Below are 18,364 nucleotides of genomic sequence, written 5' to 3'. Positions count from 1 at the left end.
CTGCATTTTGAGAATCCGGCCCACGACTTCTTGATCTGCGCCACGTAGAGTCTCCCTCCATACACAAACCGCTTGCGCCCCCTTCACTATCGTGTGTATCTTTACACACGGATCGCCTGAAGGAGGCACTTTTGCATTCATCGGCCTTGATCCGCCTGCTGGAACATGAGGGATGGCGCCTGGTGCGCAGCAAGGGCAGCCATCTCACTTACAAGCATCCGTCGCGCGTACAGATCGTCACGGTCCCGCACCCGAAGAAGGACCTGCCGACCGGCACGGTACGCAGCATCATGAGGACGGCGCGGCTGATATGACCGCCGCGCAACGCATGGAGAGCAACGACATGGAATTTCCGATTGCCATTCACAAGGACCCCGAGAGCATCTACGGCGTGACCGTGCCCGACGTACCGGGTTGCTATTCGTCCGGCGACACCATTGAGGACGCCATTCGCAATGCACGCGAGGCGATCATCAGCCACTTCGAGGTGCTGTTGTCACTGGGCGAGGAAATCACGCTCTCGGCGACACCGATTGCCGAACTGGCGGCGCGGCCCGAATTTGCCGAGGCGGTCTGGGCACTGGCTGACGTCGACTTGACCAAGCTCGATAACCGGCCCGAGCGCATCAACATCAGCCTGCCCCGCTTCGTGCTGCACAGGATCGACACCTTTGTCGGCGCCCGCCACGAGACCCGCAGCGGCTTTCTGGCCCGCGCCGCGCTGGAAGCCATGGCCAGTGAAGCATGAGCTGGCACCAAGGCGCCAAACTCCCGAGCAAAAATGAGAATTCGGGACAAGGTTCCGGGATGGGCTGGCAGTAAAATGCCGGTTTGCGCCGCAGCCCAGGACAGGCCGGTGACGCCGGGGAAACCCCGAGCGCCTGCCAGACAACTTGCCTGACCCGCGGCAACCGATATACCGGTGGCCCCGTTGTGGCGCCACCCGAGAGGAATGCATGTCCGCCGAAGCCCTTTCCAACCTGTCCACGACCTCGCCCGACGAGACCCCGCGCGAGGATGCCATCCGCCCAGCCGACGACGACGGCCTGTCGGCCGATGCACTGGCTGCTGCCGAAGGCCGGAGCGCGCGCAACGGAACAGCCGGCAAGTCGGGCAAGGCCGAGAAGGCCGAAAAGCACACCCCCATGATGATGCAGTACCTGCGCATCAAGGCGGATCATCCGGATACGTTGCTCTTCTACCGGATGGGCGACTTCTACGAACTGTTCCACGACGACGCCGAGAAGGCCGCACGCCTGCTCGACATCACGCTGACATCGCGCGGCCAGTCCGGCGGCGTGCCGATTCGCATGGCCGGCATTCCGTTCCATTCCGTCGATCAGTATCTGGCGCGCCTGGTCAAGCTTGGCGAATCGGTGGCGATCTGCGAGCAGATTGGCGATCCGGCCACGAGCAAGGGCCCGGTGGAGCGCAAGGTAGTACGCATCGTGACGCCGGGTACCCTGACCGATGCTGCGCTGCTGCCCGACAAGACCGACAGCTACCTGATGGCCGTGCACCAGCAGACCACGCGGCGCGGTGTCAGCAAGACGGGCCTCGCGTGGCTGAACCTGGCCAGTGGCGAGCTGCGCCTGATGGAATGCGATGCCGCCCAGTTGTCGCGCGAACTCGAACGCATTCGTCCGGCGGAGCTGCTGTATGCGGACGGGATCGATCTGCCGGTGCTGGCGTGTGCCCGCACCCGCCTGCCCGAATGGCACTTCGACCAGGACGCCGGCACGCGCCGGCTGCGCGAGCAAATTGGCGTAGCCAGTCTGGAACCGTTTGGCTGCGCCGGACTGGGTGCCGCCCTTGGCGCGGCCGGTGCGCTGCTCAACTACGCCGCCACCACGCAAGGGCAATCGCTGCGCCACGTGCAGGGCGTGACCGTCGAGCGCGAATCCGAGTTCGTCGGGCTGGATTCCGCCACACGGCGCAATCTCGAACTGACCGAAACGCTCCGTGGCGGCGAATCGCCAACGCTGTTTTCGCTGCTCGATACCTGTTCGACCACGATGGGCAGCCGCGCGCTGCGCCACTGGCTGCATCACCCGCTGCGCGACCCCGCGCTGCCGCGTGCGCGCCAGCAGGCCATCGGCATACTGATCGCGCAGGATCCGGAAATCGTGCGCACCACGCTGCGCAGGCTGTGCGATGTCGAACGCGTGACGGCGCGGCTGGCGCTGCTGTCCGCACGGCCTCGAGACCTGTCGTCGCTGCGCGACACGCTCAAGGCACTGCCCGCCGTGCGGGCCAGCGTCAGCGCCGCACACGAGTCTCCGTTGCTGGCCCAGACGATCGACGAACTCGAAGTCCCAACTGACTGCCTGTCGCTGCTGGTGCGCGCCGTGGCCGAGGAGCCTTCGACGGTGATCCGCGATGGCGGCGTGATGGCACGCGGCTACGACGCCGAACTCGACGAACTGCGAGACATTTCGGAAAACTGCGGCCAGTTCCTGATCGAACTCGAAACGCGAGAGCGCCAACGCACCGGTATCTCGAACCTGCGTGTCGAGTACAACCGCGTGCATGGCTTCTATATCGAGGTGACGAACGGCCAGGCCGACAAGGTTCCTGACGACTATCGTCGCCGCCAGACGTTGAAGAATGCCGAGCGCTACATCACGCCGGAACTGAAGGCCTTCGAGGACAAGGCCCTGTCCGCGCAGGACCGTGCGCTGGCACGCGAGAAGCAGCTCTACGAAGCCCTGCTGCAGGCGCTGCTCCCGCACATCAGTGGCCTGCAACGCGTGGCGGGTGCGCTCGCGCGGCTTGACGTGCTGACCACGCTGGCCGAACGCGCCCGCACGCTCGACTGGACCCAGCCGGAGCGGGTCAGCGAAAACGTGGTCGACATCGCGCAGGGCCGGCATGCGGTGGTGGAAGGCCAACTGGCGGCGGAATCGATCGCTTTCATCGCCAATGACTGCCAGCTCAACGAGGCGCGCAAGCTGCTGCTGATTACCGGCCCGAACATGGGCGGCAAGTCGACGTTCATGCGTCAGACGGCACTGATCGTGCTGCTGGCCTGCGTAGGCGCGTGGGTGCCAGCGCGGCAAGCCAGGATTGGGCCGATCGACCGCATCTTTACGCGGATCGGGGCTGCAGACGACCTTGCCGGCGGACGGTCCACCTTCATGGTGGAAATGACCGAGGCGGCCGGCATCCTCCATAACGCCACGCCTTCCAGCTTGGTGCTGATGGACGAAATCGGCCGGGGCACGTCGACCTTCGACGGCCTGGCGCTGGCATGGGCGATTGCGCGCCACCTGCTGTCGCACAACCGCAGTCACACGCTGTTCGCCACGCACTATTTTGAGCTCACGCAGCTGCCACAGGAGTTTACGCAGGCGGCGAACGTCCACCTCTCTGCCGTGGAGCACGGCGACGGCATCGTCTTCCTGCACGCCGTGCAGGACGGCCCGGCCAGCCAGAGCTACGGCCTGCAAGTCGCGCAACTGGCTGGCGTGCCCCAACCGGTGATTCGCGCCGCACGCAAGCACCTGGCCTGGCTGGAACAGCAATCGGCCGACGCCACGCCCACGCCGCAGATGGACCTGTTCGCAGCACCGGCCACGCCGCCGGATGACGATGAAGTAGCTGACGCAGTGCCCGCTTCGGCAGAACAGGCAGCCGCGCGCGAGGCCCTGGAGGCGCTGACCGACATCGAGCCGGACAATCTGTCGCCGCGCGACGCGCTGGAGGCACTGTACCGGCTCAAGGCCATTGCGGAATCGGCCGGTAAAGCATGAACACTTGGCATGGCTCCGGACGCGTAGCCCTGGCAGCGGCCATGCTGGCGGGCTGCGTCTGCCTGACGGCGCCTGCCGCCGTCCAGGCAGCTCGCACCAGCAAGGTGACGCCACCACCGGTGCCGGCCGTACCGTCGACGCGCATGGCGCTGATCGCCGACGTGCCGCAATGGCCCGCTGCGGAAGCCGACATGGCCACGCTGTTCGAGCAGATGAACGCGCAACAGGTAGCGCTCATCATTCACGCTGGCGGCATCAAGGGCGACACAGAATCCTGCGGCGATGCCGTGCTGGGCGCCCGGCAACAGGCCCTCGACTACTCGCCCGCACCCGTGCTGTACGTCCCGGGGGAAACTGACTGGGCGGAATGCCAGAAGGCCGTCAACGGCCGATTTGACGCGGTCGAGCGGCTCAATCGTTTGCGGGAGCTGTTCTTTCCGGTCGACGCCACGCTCGGCCGACGCACAATTCCCGTGGTACGCCAATCTGACCAGGCCATGTTCCGCAGCTTTCGCGAGAACGTGCGGCTGGTGGCCGGCAATGTGATGGTGGTCGGGCTGAACCTGCCCGGGGACAACAATCACTATCGCAGCGAAGGCGGCCGCAATGGCGAATTCGAGGATCGGCGCGAAGCCAATCGCCAATGGCTGGGCAGGGCATTCTCGGTAGCCACCCAGCGCGACCTGCCAGGCATCCTCGTGGTGGTGCACGCCGACCCGATGTTCGGCAACGGGTGGGAAAAACGCGGCAAGCCTTCACTGCTCGATGGATTCTTGCGACGCGGCACGCGCGACGGCTATCTGGAATTCAAGCGGCAACTGCGTGACCTGACAGCCAAGTTTACCGGTCAGGTGTTGCTCGTACATGCCAGCGACAGCGGCTTCAGCGTCGACAAGCCCTTGCGCGATGCGGCAGGCAAGGTGGTGGGAAATTTCACACGCGTGGCGCTGCCCATCGGCAATCCGTCGCGCTGGGTCGAATTGACCATCACACCCGGCACGCGGTCGGTGTTCCAGGTGGAGCTGCAGGACGGACCGAAGCCCAACTAGGGAAAATTGACGTGTGTCATGCATCCGTCATGCATTTGCTGCGCCTCCATCCCCCTGCTCCCGCCTGCCCAGGTCAGCCCAAAATAGAAAAAAGCCGGCAAATTGCCGGCTCTTTCATGTTCGCGATGACCTGTCGCGTATCGCTCGACTGGCAGGGATCCGGTATCGAATCAGTGCAGCGTGCGCGGGCTGTTGCCCTCGCCGCCTTCATCCTCGTCTTCGTCGACGACTTCGATGCCCGAAGCGCCGTGCGCGTGACCGTGTTCGACTTCCTCGGCGGTGGCTTCGCGCACCTCGGACACCTTCAGCCAGAAGCGCAGCGCCATGCCGGCCAGCGGGTGGTTGCCGTCCAGCACAACCTTGTCTTCGGCAACGTCGGTCACCGTGTAGATGATCGAATCCTCGTCATCACCGTCTTCGGGCACACCCTCGAACTGCATGCCGACTTCCAGCGGCTCGGGGAAGCGGTCACGCGGCTCGACCTTTACCAGGTCGGCATCGTAGTCGCCGAACGCGTCTTCGGGCTCCAGCTGGAGCTCGGTCTCGAAGCTGGCATCGTGGCCGTCAAGCGCTTCCTCGATCTTGGGGAACGTGCCATCATACCCGCCGTGCAAATAGACCATGGGCTCATCGGATTCCTCGATGAGATTGCCCTGCGCGTCCGACAGCTTGTACACAACGGACACCACCGTGTTCTTAGCGATTTTCAATTCTTGACTCCATGAGCGATTCCGCATTATACGCGCAGGCCCTGCCTGCGGGCCCCATTGATCCCGACGCACCGCTCACGCTGCTCGGGGGCATGACGCCCGCGGCATTCATGCGTGACATCTGGCACCGCAAACCGTTGCTGATTCGACAGGCCGTGCCCGGAATTGTGCCCCCTGTGTCGCGCGAAGCGCTTTTTGAACTGGCCGATCGGGACGATGTGGAATCGCGCCTGGTGTCGTACTTTCGCAACCGCTGGAAGCTCGAACATGGTCCTTTCGCCGAGGACAACCTGCCGTCACGCAAGTCTGGCAAGTGGACGCTGCTGGTGCAGGGGGTGAACCTGCACAACCGCGCGGCCGCCGAGTTGATGAGCCAGTTCCGCTTCGTCCCGGACGCGCGGCTCGACGATGTGATGATCAGCTACGCCACCGACGGCGGCGGCGTGGGCCCGCATTTCGACTCCTACGATGTGTTCCTGCTGCAAGTATCGGGCCGACGCCGCTGGCGTATTTCGTCACAGACGAAACTCGACCTGATTCCCGACATGCCACTCAAGATCCTGTCTGACTTTAGCACCGAGGAGGAATGGGTGCTGGAGCCCGGCGACATGCTCTACCTGCCGCCGCAATACGCGCACGATGGCGTGTCGGAGGGCGAGTGCATGACCGCCTCGATCGGCTTCCGTGCGCCCGCCTACCGGGAACTGGCGGGCCACTTCCTGGCTTGGCTGTCTGAAACGGTCGAAGGCAATGAAGATCTGGACGGCCGCTACGCCGATGCCGGCGAGTCCGCTACCGCTACCCCGGCCCAGTTGCCCGCCGGGCTGGCGCGTGCCGTGGCCGAGCGGCTGCAGGCGCTGAAATGGAATAGCGGCATGGTGTCCGAATTCCTCGGGTCGTACCTGTCGGAGCCCAAGCAATCGGTCCAGTTTGACGAAATCGCCGAAATCAGCCTGAAGCAGTACACAAAGCTTGCCAAGGCGCATGGCGTGGTCCTTGCTCCCGGCTCTATTGCGCTCTACGACCGCACGAACTTCTTCCTGAACGGCGAAGCGTACGAACCGCCGCCAGCGTTGGCTAAATGGCTGCGCCGCCTGGCAGACCTGCGTCAGCTCACCGCCGAGGAAGTGACGGCGTGCGCTGCGCTTCCGGATCTCATGGACACGTTTCACGACTGGGCCATGGAAGGCTGGTTGCAGATTGCGCCGGCACGTGTGTAATTTTACGTAACAGAATGAACCGACATATTTCGCCTATACACAAGGCGGGAAAACGCGGATATAATCGCCCGCTGGCTAGTACTGTGGACCACTGCACTGTCGGCACCCGGGAGAGCCTCATATTTGCAGTACAAGAGCGATAATTACCGGTAATTATTCATCGCCTGTTTTCGTTTTATTAAAAGTTAAAGGACGAACAATGAAGAAGTCTCTCCTGATCGCATCCCTGCTGGCTGCTGTTGCTCTGGCCGCCTGCGGCAAGAAGGAAGAAGCCGCTGCCCCCGCTGCTGATACCGCTGCTTCGGCTCCGGCCGCTGCTGCTCCGGCTGCTGACGCTTCGGCTCCCGCAGCTGCTGCTCCGGTTGCTGACGCTTCGGCTCCGGCTGCCGACGCTTCGGCTCCGGCTGCTGACGCTTCGGCTCCGGCTGCCAAGCAGTAATCGGATCTTTCCGAGAAACAAAAAGCCGACCCGAAGGTCGGCTTTTTGTTTTTGCGATTATCTGACACCCCTCCATTAGCGGGATCGGCGCTCGCCGATTATGCCCGCACGGGCTGCCAGCCCAACCCTTCCTCCTGATCCGCGATCAGAATTTCCTCGGGCAGCACACCCAGTACGGTGGCCAGTGCGCCCGCCGCCAGCTCACGCGTATTGTTCTGCTTGCTCAGGTGCGCCGCCACCACGCGTGACAAGCCCTGATGGGTCACCTGCGACAGGATGCTGGCCGCGATATCGTTGGCCAGATGGCCGAAGTCACCACCGATACGCCGCTTCAGCGACCACGGATACACCGAGTTGGCCAGCATGTCGCGATCGTGGTTGCATTCCAGCACCAGCGCATGCACGCCAGCCAGCCGCGCGGTGACGTAGGGCGTTTCCATGCCTGCGTCGGTCAGCACGCCGAGTCGCGCATCGCCATCGGTCAGCACGAACTGCAACGGCTCGCGTGCATCGTGCGGCACCGTGTAGGGATGAATCTGCAGGCCGCCCACAGCGAATACGTGATCGGCGCAACATACGCGCACGTCGGCCTGGTCCGCACCGCGCATGTGCGAAGTGGCGAGCCAGGTTCCGTGGCTTGTGTGCACCGGAAGCTTGTGTTTCGCGGCAAACGCGTAGGCCGAACCCACGTGATCGCCATGCTCGTGGGTGACCAGCAACGCATCGAGTTGCCCGGGCAGCACGCCCAGCCGTTCGAGACGACGCGCCGTTTCCTTTATGCCGAAGCCGCAGTCGAGCAGGACACGCGTCACGGACGCGCCCTCGCCGGCTTCGATCAGCAGCGAATTGCCTTCGCTGCCACTTCCCAAAAAAGCAAAGCGCATCATCGATGCGCTCGCTTGGGGAGATACCCGACGGCGGGCGCCGTCGGCATCGACAGACTACAGACGAACATCAGTGCAGCTGTTCGTCCAGCAGCGACAGGATACGCTTGCTGATCTCGGTGTTTTCCGGCTGGCCGGCATCGTTCTGCACGGTGACGGTCGTACCGGTGCCATTGCCCTTCAGCGACACGCGATACTTCTTCGCGGTCTTGCCGTCGTTGGCCTTGGTGAAGATCTTCGAGAAGAAGCCACGGTCATCCACCGACTGCTTCGGGTCCACATAGCGCACGTAGTACAGGCCTTGCGCGCGGTCGCGGTCTTCCACCGTGAAGTTCACGCGATCCAGCGACAGACCGACCGACCGCCATGCGCGATCGAACGGCTCCGGCAGTTGCAGTGCCGGCGCACCATTGACCTGCGCCAGGAACGACTTGCTGTCGACAGCGCTGGACGCAGCACCGGTAGCCGCAGCGGCACCGATACCCGCGGCGTCACCCGACGGTGCCGGGGATGCGGCGGCTGTGGCGGCCGCAGCATTGCCCACTGGCGTCGGGTTCTTGGCCATCTGGTTGGCCTGCTCCTTCTGCACGCCCAGGCGTTGCGCCAGGCGCGACAGGAATTCGGCTTCCAGTTCCGGGTCAGCCGGACGCGGCGTCCAGACCGTGGTCGACTTGTCCACCCCGGTCAGTTGCTCCTGCGCGCCACGATGGCTGATGAACACTTCGAGCTGGCCGTTCTGGGCACGCTCCACGCGGGTACGGAACTTGTCGCGCTCGGACGTCGAGTACAGGCCGTCGAACACCTTGCCGATCGTGTTGCGGATGATGTCCTGCGGAATCTTGGCGCGGTTTTCGGCCCAGTCCGTTTCCATGATGCCGGTCTGCGGCGAGTCCTGCGTCAACAGGAAACCGCTCTCCTGCCAGAAGCCGCGCAGCGACTCCCACAGCTGATCTGCACGCATGCCGTTGCTGATCACCAGCCAGCGCTGGTTGCCATCACGCTCCATGCGGATGCCCTGCGAGGACGGCAGCACGCTGGTGGCCGGCTCGGCCTCGCGCGTCTTGGTGGCCTGCTGGTAGTTCGACAGCGTCGACGTGCCCGCAGCGTCGGGCACCGTATAGCGGCGGTCGCCTTCGAGCTTGGTCAGGTCCGGCGGAATGTCCAGCGACGCGGTCTTCTTGCCCTGGGACTTGTAGTCGATCTTGTCGGGCTGCATGGCTTCATTGATGCTGCTGCAGCCGGCAATCAGCGTCAGCGCCAGCACGGGCGCAACCACGGCGACACGGCGGATCTGCGTCGCGCCGCGACGGTTAAGCTTCTGTTTCATTGACACGTAATCCTGGTTTCAAGAATCGGCGAATAGCCGAACGTTCAGCCGGCGAATCTCAGCCCAGCAGGCCGGCCGCTGCCAGCGCGCGGCGCACGGTTTCGTGCTGGCCTTCCGCCAGCGGGGTCAACGGCAGGCGGATACCGCCTTCCATCTTGCCCATCTGCTGGAGCGCCCACTTGACCGGAATCGGATTGGCCTCGACGAACATCGCACGGTTGAGGTCGATCAGTTCCATGTGCAGGCGACGGGCCGTCACCACATCGCCCTTCAGGGCCGCGACGCACATTTCGTGCATCTTGCGCGGCGCCACGTTGGCGGTGACCGAGATATTGCCCTTGCCACCCAGCAGAATCAGCGCCACCGCGGTGGGATCGTCGCCACTGTAGATGGCGAAGGTATCGGGTGCGTCCTTGATCAGCTGCGCGGCACGGTCGATATTGCCGGTGGCTTCCTTCACGCCCACGATGCCCGGCACCTGCGCCAGGCGCAGGATCGTCTCGTTGTTCATGTCCGCCACGGTACGGCCGGGCACATTGTAGAGCAGCACCGGCAGGTCCACGGCTTCCGCGATGGTGCGGAAATGGCGGTACATCCCTTCCTGCGTCGGCTTGTTGTAGTACGGCACGACCTGCAGCGACGCATCGGCGCCCACCTTCTTCGCGAAGGCGGTCAGCTCGATGGCTTCGTTCGTGGAATTGCCGCCGGTCCCGGCGATGATGGGCACGCGGCCAGCCGACTGCTGGACCGCCACGCGGATCAGTTCGCAATGTTCCTCGACGTTGACCGTCGGCGACTCGCCCGTGGTACCCACGATCACGATGCCATCGGTGCCTTCCGCCGCATGCCAGTCGATGAGGGCGCGCAGGGCCGGGTAATCCAGGCTGCCATCCTCATGCATCGGGGTGACGATGGCCACGATGCTGCCGGTAATCTGTGTCATATCTCAGGGAATTCGGGAAATTCTAACAAACGGGATTGTACCGGAACCGTCAGGGGCTCCGCCCCCCCTATCAATGAGGGAAAACGTTAGCGGGCGTAACGTGTGGCGCGCCGGTCTCGCTGACACCCTCCGCTGCGCCCCCGGGGCCTCACGGCTGCGACCATCCGGGCAGCGGATAGCGCGGCGGCGCGGCCTCCGGTTCACCCCGAGGCACCTCGCGGACGGCACAGATCCGCTGCACGAAGGCCTCGCGCGGCACTGCCAGCGTGCCGTCCTCGTAACCCGTCACCCGCAACGTCCCGCGCGCCACTTCCAGCAATTCGCCCGGACGCAGCAGGAAATCAGGCCGCGACGGCTTGCCGACGGTCTCGTTGCCGGCCGCGAAGGTCTCGTAGATCAGCACGCCGCCCGGCGCTAGGGCGTCCATAAGGTGCGGCCACAGCGGCCGGTGCAGGTAGTTGGTGACCACCACGGCATCGAACCGTCCGGCGTCCGCCAGCGGCCAGGCGCCCTGCTCCAGATCGGCCACCCGGCCCTCGATACCGGCCGGCAGACCGGAGATGGCCTCGGCATCGCGATCCACGGCCAGCACGGCAAACCCCTGCCCGGCCAGCCAGGCGGCGTGGCGCCCGCTGCCGCAAGCCAGGTCGAGAACGCGGCCACCGGGCCGGATCAGGTGGGCCCATCGGGTCAGCCAGATGGAAGGCGCGGCAAGCTGGGAGTGCATCGCAGAAAACGTGAAAAAAGGGGGGGAAACCGGGAAGCCGGAACGGAGGGACGGCCGCGGCGCTATTGCAGCACCATCAGCACGGGGTGCAGCATGAATTCGACGATCGACAGCAGCACCGTCATGACCGGCTGCATCCAGATCCGCGTGATGACGCCGGCCGCTACCAGCGCCAGCACGATGAAGATGCCATACGGCTCGACCCGGCCAATCGCCTCGGCCATGCGGCGCGGCAGGAACGCCGTCAACACGCGGCCGCCATCGAGCGGCGGGATCGGAAACAGGTTGAACGCGGCCACCACGGTATTGACGAGTACGCCGGCGCGGGCCATCTGGTCCCAGAACGGCTCCCGAACCTGCGCCACGGCCAGGCCCACGACGATCAGCGCCCACAGGAACGCCTGCACGATGTTGCTGCCGGGGCCGGCCAGCGCCACCCACATGCCATGCCAGCGCGGGTTGCGCAGGTGGCTGAACACCACCGGTACGGGCTTGGCAAACCCGAATACGAACTGCCCGGCGGTCAGGAAATACAGCAGCAGCGGCACGGCCACGGTGCCGATCGGATCGATATGGCGAATCGGGTTCAGGCTGACGCGCCCGAGCAGCCAGGCCGTGTCGTCGCCGAAGTACTTGGCCACAAAGCCATGCGCCGCCTCGTGCAGCGTGATGGCGAGCAGCACGGGCAGTGCGTACACGGCGATGGTCTGGATGATCGAGGAATCCATGCAAACTATTCTATCGGGACGCCGGCACCCGCGGCTGTCCGGTATGTCCGCGGATGTGCGGTATGTATCAGAAACGCCATGCCAGATGAAACAAAGGCTGGCGGGTTCAGGTGGTGGCGGTCAGTCCAAAGCGCTCCACGTCGCCCCGCCCGGCGCGAACCAGCTCCGGTTCGCCGCTGGTCAGGTCGATCACGGTGGTCGGCTGGGCCGGCGCAGGGCCGCCGCAGATCACCAGGTCGAGCTGTCTTTCCAGCCGCGCCCGGATCTCCGCCGGGTCGTTCATCGGCGCCTCGTCGTCGGGCAGCTGCAGCGTGGCCGAAATCAGCGGCTGCCCAAGTTCGGCCACCAGCGCCAGCGGAATCGCATGATCGGGCACGCGCACGCCGATGGTCTTGCGCGCCGGGTGCGACAGCCGTCTGGGCACTTCCTTGGTCGCCTCCAGGATGAACACGTATGGCCCTGGCGTGGCGCCCTTAATCCAGCGGTACTGGCGGTTATCGACCCGCGCAAAGTTGCCGAGTTCCGACAAGTCGCTGCACATCAGCGTCAGATGGTGCTTTTCGTCGATGCCGCGCAGCCGGCGCAGGCGCTCCACGGCGGATTTGTCGTCCAGCTGGCAGGCCAGCGCGTAGCTGGAATCGGTGGGTAGCGCGATCAGGCCGCCCTTCTGCACGATCTGCGCGGCCTGTTTCATCAGCCGCGCCTGCGGATTGTCGGGATGGATATCGAAGTACTGGGACATAGAGGGCGCAGGCGGGTTTCCGGGGCGGGCAGCTTACCAGTCGTACCAGACCGGCGTAACGTCGGACGGCAGCGGCGGCAGCGTGCCGATTTCCACCCGGCCCTCGCCGGGACCGTGGAAATCCGATCCGCGCGACGCCAGCAGGCCATAGTGCCGCGCCACGTCGGCGTAGCGGCGGAACTGGTCCGGCGTATGGCTGCCGGTCACGACCTCGACCCCGCGACCGCCCAACTGCGTGAATTCGTCGAACAGCGCATCGTGTTGCAAATCGGTGTAGTTGTACCGACCCGGGTGCGCCATCACCGCAATGCCGCCGGCGCCGCGAATCCAGCCCACGGCTTCCTTCAAGGCGGACCACCGGTGCGGCACGAAGCCCGGACGGCCTTCAGACAGGTATTCGCTGAACACATCGCCAATCGTCTTGCAGCGGCCCTCGTCCACCAGCCAGCGCGCAAAGTGCGTGCGCGAGATCAGGTCGGGATTGCCGACGTGGCGCAGCGCGCCTTCGTAGGCGCCGTGGATGCCGATCTTCGCCAGCGCCTCGCCAATGTCCTGCGCGCGGCGGGCCCGGCCGTCGCGGGTCCGGGCCAGGCCATCGATCAGGTCGGCGTTGGACGGATCGATCTGCAGGCCGACGATATGCACGGTCTGCCCGGCCCATGTCACCGAAATCTCCACGCCCGGCACATAGCGCATGCCCAGCGCTTCCGCCGCGGCGCGGGCTTCGGTCTGGCCGGCCACCTCGTCGTGATCGGTCAGGGCCCAGAACGCCACGCCACCCGCGTGCGCACGTGCGGCCACCTGGGACGGAGACAGCATCCCGTCGGACACAGTGGAATGGCAGTGCAGGTCGGCGTTGATAGCATGGGCATTTTGCATGGTCATATTCTACTCCCGGCAGGGTTTTTTAGCCCTGCCGCCAAAGGTGGCGTGCCCGGATTGCCGCGGCACGCAAGGTATGATGGGGCCTGTCCAGACCGCATTTTTCAGCTTCCAGCCATGACCTCCATGCTCGCCTCCCAGACCCCGAAAACCATCCAGACCGACGTGCTGATCGTCGGCGCCGGCCCGGTGGGCCTGTTCGCGGCGTTCCAGGCCGGCGTGCTGGGCCTCAAATGCGAGCTGATCGACGTGCTGGACCGCGCCGGCGGCCAATGCACCGAGCTGTATCCTGAAAAGCCGATCTACGACATTCCGGCCGTGCCGGGCTGCCTGGCGCAGGAACTGGTGGATCGCCTGCTCGAACAGTGCGCGCCGTTCGCATTCCCGATGCACTTCAGCCAGCGCGCGCAGTCGGTCAGCGACACCGCCAGCGCCGACGGCCATCCGCGCCTGCTGGTGACCACCGATGGCGGCAAGCGCTTCGACGTGGCGGCCGTGCTGATCTGCGCCGGTGCCGGCGCGTTCGCCCCGCAACGCGTGTCGCTGCCCGAGGCCGCAGCGCTGGAAGACCGGCACGTCCACTACGCCGTGCGCGACGTGTCGCGCTTCGCCGGCAAGCGCGTGATCGTGGCCGGCGGCGGCGATTCCGCGCTGGACTGGGCGCTGGCCTTGCGCAAGGTAGCGGCGCGCGTGACGCTGCTGCACCGGCGCGAAGGCTTTCGCGCCGCCGATCACTCGGTGGCCGCCATGCGCGCGGCCGTCGACGCCGGCGAGATGGATTTCCTGGTCGGCATGCTCGGCAGCCTGCAAACCGATGACGGCGGCGCCCTCACCCACGCCGGCATCAAGACGCGCGACGGCGACCGCACCCTCGACGCCGACGAACTCGTCGCGCTGTACGGCCTGGTGTCGGAACCGGGTCCGATCGCCCAGTGGGACCTGGACATGCACGCCGGCCGCATCCACATCGAAAACACCACCACCTACGAAACCTCGCGCCGCGGCATCTTTGCGGCCGGTGACATCGCCGTTTATCCAAACAAGCAGAAGCTGATCCTGTCGGGCTTTCACGAAGCCGCGCTGGCCCTGCGCAAGGCGTATCACTACGCCTTCCCGGACAAGAAGCTGGTGCATATGCACACCAGCAACAACCCCGCGCTGAAGGAAAAGCTCACGCACGCTTGAGCGGCTGGGCGTTTCGCCCCCTCCCATGAAATGGCAGAGGGGAGCAACCATCGCCGAACCCCGGACTCAACCCAGGAAGTCCTCGATCAGGCCGGCCACCACCTGCGGCTGGTCGTGGTGAAGCATGTGTCCGGCATCGTCGACGAACACCTCGCGGAAGTCCGGGAAGGCGCGGAAGCGCTCCTTGAACTCCTCCACGCTCTGCTTGTGCGCGATGTGCTTCAGCGTGGCCGAGTCGCGCGCTTCCACGTGCAGCACCGGCGCCACCACCTTTTCCCAGATCGCCATGATCTCGTCGATGCGGTACAACGTCGGATTGGTCATCTTGTGCGCGCCGTCACCCAGAATCTCCCAGCGCCCGTCTGCATTACGGCGCGACCAGTGCGCGGCCAGGAAGGCAGCGCGGTCGTCGGGCAGGCGCGGATTGGTCTTCTGCAGCCGCGCGGCCACGGCGGCCTCGCTGTCGTAGGTTTTCAGTTCGGGCGGCGTGCGCAGTTCGTCGAGCCAGCGCGCCAGGCGGGCTGGCGCCTGGTCTGGCCGGGTACGCGCCAGGCCGAAGCCTTCCAGGTCCACCACGCGGCGCACGCGCTCCGGACGCACCCCGGCGTAGATGCACACCACATTGGCGCCCATGCTGTGGCCCACCAGGTCCACCTGCCCGTCGGGCTGGTAATGGTCGAGCAGCGCTTCCAGATCGGCCACGTAATCGGGGAACCAGTACGAGCGCGTGCCCGGGTACTGGGTCGGGTAATCGCTCTCGCCAAAGCCGCGCCAGTCCATGGCAATCACATGCCAGTCGCGCTGGAACGCGTTGACCAGGAACTGGAACGACGCCGCCACGTCCATCCAGCCATGCAACATGAACAGCTTGGGCGCGCCGGGTTGTCCCCAGTGGCGCACGTGCGTGCGCAGGCCGCGCAGCGTGATAAATTCGGAACGCGAAGTTTCCGTGATGGTCATGGTGTCTACCCTCTGTGCCCGGGTCTTCTGATGCGCGCGCAGCCCACGGCCACGCGGCGGCCCGGATAAAAATAGAACGATCGTTCGCTTGTCGGATTATAGCCAAACGGCCAGTCGAAGCGAGCGGGAACATTGGAGACAATTGCATGACCGCCTTGCCGGCCACGCGCCGTGACGACTATCACGCGCTGCACGAATCGTTCCACTGGAACGTCCCCGCGTTCTTCAACCTGGCCGAGGTCTGCTGTGGCCGCTGGGCCCGCGACCCGGCCACGGCCAGCCGCATCGCCGTGCACACCGAACACGAGGATGGCCGGCGCGCGTCGTACACCTACGCGCATATCCAGGCCGAGGCCAACCGGCTGTCGCGGGCGCTGCGCGAGCTTGGCGTGCAGCGCGGCGACCGCGTGGCCATCGTGATGCCCCAGCGCATCGAAACGGTCATCGCCGGCATGGCCGTCTACCAGCTTGGCGCCATCGCCATGCCGCTGTCGATGCTGTTCGGCCCCGAGGCGCTTTCCTACCGGATCGATCACAGCGAAACACGCGTGGCCATTGCCGACGAAACCTCGATCGACAACCTGCTGGCCGCCCGCCCCGAATGTCCGACGCTCAAGACAGTGATCGGCGCCGGCGAGGCCACGGGCCGTGGCGACCTGGACTGGGACACCCTGCTGGCGGCGCAACTGCCCGATTTCACGGCCGAGCAGACCAAGGCCGATGAAGCCGCGGTGCTGATCTACACCAGCGGCACCACGGGGCCGCCCAAGGGCGCGCTGATTCCGCACCGCGCGCTGATCGGCAACCTGACCGGCTTTGTCTGCTCGCAGAACTGGTATCCGCAGGATGGCGACGTGTTCTGGAGCCCCGCCGACTGGGCCTGGACCGGCGGGCTGTGGGATGCGCTGATGCCGGCCTTGTACTTCGGCCACCCGATCGTCGGCTACCAGGGCCGTTTTACGGCGGATCGCGCCTTTGAATTGCTGGAACGCTACGGGGTGACCAACACCTTCCTGTTCCCGACCGCGCTCAAGCAGATGATGAAGGCCTGCCCGGCGCCATCGGAAAAATACGATCTGAAGCTGCGCGCCATCATGAGCGCGGGCGAGGCCGTGGGCGAGACCGTGTTCACGTGGTGCCGCGACGCGCTGGGCGTGATCGTCAACGAAATGTTCGGCCAGACCGAGATCAACTACATCGTCGGCAACTGCACGGCGCAGTACGACGACGACCATCTGGGCTGGCCGGCGCGGCCGGGGTCGATGGGCCGCCCCTATCCGGGCCACCGCGTGGCCGTGATCGACGATGAGGGGCGCCCGTGCGCACCGGGCGAAGATGGCGAGGTGGCCGTCTGTGCCACCGACATCCATGGCCACCCCGACCCCGTGTTCTTCCTGGGCTACTGGAAGAACGAAGCCGCCACGGCCGGCAAATATTCGGAATCCGACGGCTTGCGCTGGTGCCGCACCGGCGACCTGGCACGCATGGATGCCGAGGGCTATCTCTGGTATCAGGGCCGGGCCGACGACGTGTTCAAGTCATCGGGCTATCGGATCGGGCCGAGCGAGATCGAGAACTGCCTGCTCAAGCATCCGGCGGTGTCGAACTGCGCCGTGGTGCCGTCGCCGGACCCCGAGCGCGGGGCCATCGTCAAGGCGTTCATCGTGCTGACGCCCGCCGTGGCGCGGTCGTTCGACAACGATGCGGCGCTGGTGGCCGAACTGCAGCGGCATGTGCGCGGCCAGCTGGCGCCGTACGAATACCCGAAGGCCATTGAATTCATCGACCAGTTGCCGATGACCACCACGGGCAAGATCCAGCGCCGTGTACTGCGGCTGATGGAGCAGGAACGCGCGCAGCAGTCGGACAGCCAGGCAGGCTAGGCGGCAATCAGGTACGCCGACCTGACGATCAGACGATCAGCCGGCCGAGGCCTCCAGCCAGGCCAGTTCATCCTCGTCGAACCCTGCCGCCCGGCGGGCGTCGAGGTTGAACGGGCCGCGCAGCTTCGGCGCCTTGTACTGTTCGGCCAGCTGCGCATAGGTGGCCACGGGCTCCAGCCCGCGCTGGGTGCAGAGCCAGCGATACCAGTGGTTGCCGATGGCCACGTGGCCCACTTCGTCGCGCAGGATGATATCGATGATCGCCGCGGCGGCTTCGTCGCCGGCATCGGCCAGCTTGGCGCGCACCGGCGGCGAGGCATCGAGCCCGCGCGCTTCCAGCGTGCGCGGCACCAGCGCCATGCGCGCCAGCACGTCGCCCGCCGTCTTGTCGGTCATCTCCCACAGGCTGTTGTGGGCCGGAAAATCGCCATAGGTGGCACCCAGCGTTGCCAGGTGATCGGCCAGCAATGTGAAGTGATAGGCCTCTTCGTCGGCCACGCGCAGCCAGTCGCGATAGTACTCGGCCGGCATGCCGGAAAAGCGCCAGGCGGCATCCAGCGCCAGGTTGATCGCGTTGAACTCGATATGGCACAGCGCGTGGATCATGTTGGCGCGGCCGGCGGTGGTATGGATCGACCGGCGCCGCTCCACGCGCATCGGCGGCACCAGTTCGGGGCGCGCGGGACGGCCGGGCACCGCGCCCGGCACCGCCACAAGGCTTTCATCGGGATCGACTACGGTATCCGTACCGGTCAGCAGCGCGGCATACAGGGCGCGTGCCGCCGCGGCCTTGGCCCGGGCATCGGTCATGCACAGCATGGCCAGCGCGCGCTGGCGTGCGGAAACGGGCGCGGCAGTTGACCCTGGCGTGGGCTCGACAAGTGGCGAGGGCGCGATGTCGGCGGGTGCGATCACTGGCATAGGCGTAAAATT

18 protein-coding genes are annotated in these 18,364 nt (G+C 65.5%); 8 read left to right on the top strand and 10 right to left on the bottom strand.

Annotated features, from left to right (window positions below):
• Positions 1–131 precede the first annotated feature (131 nt).
• From CYJ10_RS13270 to CYJ10_RS13255, 4 genes are all read left to right on the top strand, one after another.
• Positions 132–314 carry a type II toxin-antitoxin system HicA family toxin gene (locus CYJ10_RS13270; RefSeq protein ID WP_101681958.1) on the top strand — a complete coding sequence of 61 codons (183 nt, stop codon included), beginning with the start codon at positions 132–134 and terminating at the stop codon, positions 312–314.
• A 29-nt stretch (positions 315–343) separates the two neighbouring features.
• The gene (locus tag CYJ10_RS13265) at positions 344–748 is read left to right on the top strand and encodes a type II toxin-antitoxin system HicB family antitoxin (RefSeq protein WP_101682137.1); all 405 of its coding nucleotides are present in this window, start codon (positions 344–346) and stop codon (positions 746–748) included.
• A gap of 397 nt (positions 749–1,145) precedes the next feature.
• Positions 1,146–3,752: a DNA mismatch repair protein MutS gene (mutS, locus tag CYJ10_RS13260; RefSeq protein ID WP_101682136.1), complete on the top strand. Its 2,607-nt coding sequence runs from the start codon at positions 1,146–1,148 to the stop codon at positions 3,750–3,752.
• Positions 3,749–4,801, top strand: coding sequence for a hypothetical protein (locus tag CYJ10_RS13255; RefSeq protein ID WP_101681957.1), 1,053 nt, complete (start codon positions 3,749–3,751; stop codon positions 4,799–4,801). The genes mutS and CYJ10_RS13255 overlap by 4 nt, the downstream gene beginning before the upstream one ends.
• A gap of 170 nt (positions 4,802–4,971) precedes the next feature.
• Here the strand turns inward: CYJ10_RS13255 and CYJ10_RS13250 are convergent, their stop codons facing one another.
• On the bottom strand, positions 4,972–5,511 hold the full coding sequence (locus CYJ10_RS13250; RefSeq protein ID WP_101681956.1) for an FKBP-type peptidyl-prolyl cis-trans isomerase: 540 nt from the start codon (positions 5,509–5,511) through the stop codon (positions 4,972–4,974).
• 11 nt (positions 5,512–5,522) lie between these two features.
• Here CYJ10_RS13250 and CYJ10_RS13245 point away from each other — a divergent pair, with 11 nt between their 5' ends.
• Together CYJ10_RS13245 and CYJ10_RS34705 are read left to right on the top strand one after the other, a co-directional pair.
• The gene (locus CYJ10_RS13245; protein ID WP_180862924.1) at positions 5,523–6,731 is read left to right on the top strand and encodes a ribosomal protein uL16 3-hydroxylase; all 1,209 of its coding nucleotides are present in this window, start codon (positions 5,523–5,525) and stop codon (positions 6,729–6,731) included.
• A 199-nt stretch (positions 6,732–6,930) separates the two neighbouring features.
• Complete coding sequence (locus tag CYJ10_RS34705; RefSeq protein ID WP_101681955.1) at positions 6,931–7,170, top strand: hypothetical protein; 240 nt, start codon at positions 6,931–6,933, stop codon at positions 7,168–7,170.
• A 98-nt stretch (positions 7,171–7,268) separates the two neighbouring features.
• Here the strand turns inward: CYJ10_RS34705 and CYJ10_RS13235 are convergent, their stop codons facing one another.
• From CYJ10_RS13235 to CYJ10_RS13205, 7 genes are all read right to left on the bottom strand, one after another.
• On the bottom strand, positions 7,269–8,057 hold the full coding sequence (locus tag CYJ10_RS13235) for an MBL fold metallo-hydrolase (protein WP_101681954.1): 789 nt from the start codon (positions 8,055–8,057) through the stop codon (positions 7,269–7,271).
• Positions 8,058–8,124: 67 nt separating this feature from the next.
• Complete coding sequence (gene bamC / locus CYJ10_RS13230) at positions 8,125–9,381, bottom strand: outer membrane protein assembly factor BamC (RefSeq protein WP_101681953.1); 1,257 nt, start codon at positions 9,379–9,381, stop codon at positions 8,125–8,127.
• 58 nt (positions 9,382–9,439) lie between these two features.
• Positions 9,440–10,324, bottom strand: coding sequence for a 4-hydroxy-tetrahydrodipicolinate synthase (gene dapA, locus CYJ10_RS13225; RefSeq protein WP_092596240.1), 885 nt, complete (start codon positions 10,322–10,324; stop codon positions 9,440–9,442).
• Between the two features lie 148 nt (positions 10,325–10,472).
• On the bottom strand, positions 10,473–11,051 hold the full coding sequence (locus tag CYJ10_RS13220; RefSeq protein WP_101681952.1) for a class I SAM-dependent methyltransferase: 579 nt from the start codon (positions 11,049–11,051) through the stop codon (positions 10,473–10,475).
• Between the two features lie 62 nt (positions 11,052–11,113).
• Positions 11,114–11,779 carry a site-2 protease family protein gene (locus tag CYJ10_RS13215; protein ID WP_101681951.1) on the bottom strand — a complete coding sequence of 222 codons (666 nt, stop codon included), beginning with the start codon at positions 11,777–11,779 and terminating at the stop codon, positions 11,114–11,116.
• A 106-nt stretch (positions 11,780–11,885) separates the two neighbouring features.
• Entirely contained in the window at positions 11,886–12,521 is a 636-nt protein-coding gene (locus CYJ10_RS13210; RefSeq protein ID WP_101681950.1) for an L-threonylcarbamoyladenylate synthase, read from the bottom strand.
• Between the two features lie 33 nt (positions 12,522–12,554).
• A complete protein-coding gene (locus tag CYJ10_RS13205; protein ID WP_101682134.1) occupies positions 12,555–13,400 on the bottom strand; it encodes a 3',5'-nucleoside bisphosphate phosphatase in 846 nt (281 codons plus the stop codon).
• Positions 13,401–13,520: 120 nt separating this feature from the next.
• On the opposite strand from CYJ10_RS13205, the gene CYJ10_RS13200 reads away from it, so the two are divergent.
• The gene (locus CYJ10_RS13200; protein WP_257993299.1) at positions 13,521–14,588 is read left to right on the top strand and encodes an NAD(P)/FAD-dependent oxidoreductase; all 1,068 of its coding nucleotides are present in this window, start codon (positions 13,521–13,523) and stop codon (positions 14,586–14,588) included.
• 66 nt (positions 14,589–14,654) lie between these two features.
• Here CYJ10_RS13200 and CYJ10_RS13195 read toward each other — a convergent pair whose 3' ends face one another.
• Positions 14,655–15,548, bottom strand: coding sequence for an alpha/beta fold hydrolase (locus CYJ10_RS13195; RefSeq protein WP_101681948.1), 894 nt, complete (start codon positions 15,546–15,548; stop codon positions 14,655–14,657).
• 146 nt (positions 15,549–15,694) lie between these two features.
• Between CYJ10_RS13195 and CYJ10_RS13190 the strand changes: the two genes are divergently transcribed.
• A complete protein-coding gene (locus CYJ10_RS13190) occupies positions 15,695–17,431 on the top strand; it encodes an acyl-CoA synthetase (RefSeq protein ID WP_101681947.1) in 1,737 nt (578 codons plus the stop codon).
• 36 nt (positions 17,432–17,467) lie between these two features.
• Here the strand turns inward: CYJ10_RS13190 and CYJ10_RS13185 are convergent, their stop codons facing one another.
• Positions 17,468–18,352, bottom strand: coding sequence for a ferritin-like domain-containing protein (locus tag CYJ10_RS13185; protein ID WP_101681946.1), 885 nt, complete (start codon positions 18,350–18,352; stop codon positions 17,468–17,470).
• Positions 18,353–18,364 lie beyond the last annotated feature (12 nt).

Origin of the sequence: Cupriavidus pauculus (genome assembly GCF_002858765.1) — a bacterium.
Lineage (GTDB): Bacteria > Pseudomonadota > Gammaproteobacteria > Burkholderiales > Burkholderiaceae > Cupriavidus > Cupriavidus pauculus_B.
This window is presented reverse-complemented; position numbering and strand designations above follow the sequence as displayed.

Coding starts and splice junctions, on each gene's coding strand:
- CYJ10_RS13265 (WP_101682137.1), top strand. CDS start 344: ATGGAATTTCCGATTGCCATTCACAAGGACCCCGAGAGCATCTACGGC.
- mutS (WP_101682136.1), top strand. CDS start 1,146: ATGATGATGCAGTACCTGCGCATCAAGGCGGATCATCCGGATACGTTG.
- CYJ10_RS13255 (WP_101681957.1), top strand. CDS start 3,749: ATGAACACTTGGCATGGCTCCGGACGCGTAGCCCTGGCAGCGGCCATG.
- CYJ10_RS13245 (WP_180862924.1), top strand. CDS start 5,523: ATGAGCGATTCCGCATTATACGCGCAGGCCCTGCCTGCGGGCCCCATT.
- CYJ10_RS34705 (WP_101681955.1), top strand. CDS start 6,931: ATGAAGAAGTCTCTCCTGATCGCATCCCTGCTGGCTGCTGTTGCTCTG.
- CYJ10_RS13235 (WP_101681954.1), bottom strand. CDS start 8,057: ATGATGCGCTTTGCTTTTTTGGGAAGTGGCAGCGAAGGCAATTCGCTG.
- bamC (WP_101681953.1), bottom strand. CDS start 9,381: ATGAAACAGAAGCTTAACCGTCGCGGCGCGACGCAGATCCGCCGTGTC.
- dapA (WP_092596240.1), bottom strand. CDS start 10,324: ATGACACAGATTACCGGCAGCATCGTGGCCATCGTCACCCCGATGCAT.
- CYJ10_RS13220 (WP_101681952.1), bottom strand. CDS start 11,051: ATGCACTCCCAGCTTGCCGCGCCTTCCATCTGGCTGACCCGATGGGCC.
- CYJ10_RS13215 (WP_101681951.1), bottom strand. CDS start 11,779: ATGGATTCCTCGATCATCCAGACCATCGCCGTGTACGCACTGCCCGTG.
- CYJ10_RS13210 (WP_101681950.1), bottom strand. CDS start 12,521: ATGTCCCAGTACTTCGATATCCATCCCGACAATCCGCAGGCGCGGCTG.
- CYJ10_RS13205 (WP_101682134.1), bottom strand. CDS start 13,400: ATGCAAAATGCCCATGCTATCAACGCCGACCTGCACTGCCATTCCACT.
- CYJ10_RS13200 (WP_257993299.1), top strand. CDS start 13,521: ATGACCTCCATGCTCGCCTCCCAGACCCCGAAAACCATCCAGACCGAC.
- CYJ10_RS13195 (WP_101681948.1), bottom strand. CDS start 15,548: ATGACCATCACGGAAACTTCGCGTTCCGAATTTATCACGCTGCGCGGC.
- CYJ10_RS13190 (WP_101681947.1), top strand. CDS start 15,695: ATGACCGCCTTGCCGGCCACGCGCCGTGACGACTATCACGCGCTGCAC.
- CYJ10_RS13185 (WP_101681946.1), bottom strand. CDS start 18,352: ATGCCAGTGATCGCACCCGCCGACATCGCGCCCTCGCCACTTGTCGAG.